The sequence below is a fragment of the Streptococcus oralis genome, from assembly GCF_003942585.1.
Taxonomy (GTDB): Bacteria; Bacillota; Bacilli; order Lactobacillales; family Streptococcaceae; genus Streptococcus; species Streptococcus oralis_BE.
Genome location: NZ_RJNK01000040.1, coordinates 1 through 530, shown reverse-complemented (window position 1 = coordinate 530; position 530 = coordinate 1). Strand labels below are relative to the sequence as shown.

Sequence of the window (530 nt, the reverse complement as noted above, 5' to 3'; positions counted from 1 at the left end):
CCAATCAGCTTCAGCGTCTGTAAGTGCAAGCCAATCAGCAAGCGCATCAGTAAGCTCAAGTCAATCAACTTCAGCATCAGTATCTGCAAGCCAATCAACTTCAGCATCTGTATCAGCTAGCCAATCAGCAAGCGCATCAGTAAGCTCAAGTCAATTAACTTCAGCATCAGTATCTGCAAGTCAATCAACTTCAGCATCTGTATCAGCTAGCCAATCAACTTCAGCATCAGTATCAGCTAGCCAATCAGCTTCAGCATCTGTATCAGCAAGTGAATCAACTAGCGCATCAGTATCTGCAAGTGAATCAGCTTCAGCATCAGTAAGCTCAAGTGAATCAGCTTCAGCATCAGTATCTGCAAGCCAATCAACTACCGCATCAGTATCTGCAAGTGAATCAGCTTCAGCATCAGTATCTGCAAGTCAATCAACTTCAGCATCAGTATCCTCACGTCAATCACCATCAGCATCTGTATCAGCAAGTCAATCAGCCTCAGCATCAGTAACTGCTAGTCAATCAACTTCCGCACCCG

Annotated in this window: 1 protein-coding gene; it reads left to right on the top strand. The window is 44.7% G+C overall.

Translation table 11 applies throughout. The features are described 5' to 3' along the window. Positions 1-530 (top strand): hypothetical protein (locus D8862_RS09570; RefSeq protein WP_185760879.1); only part of this gene is annotated, 530 nt, incomplete at both ends.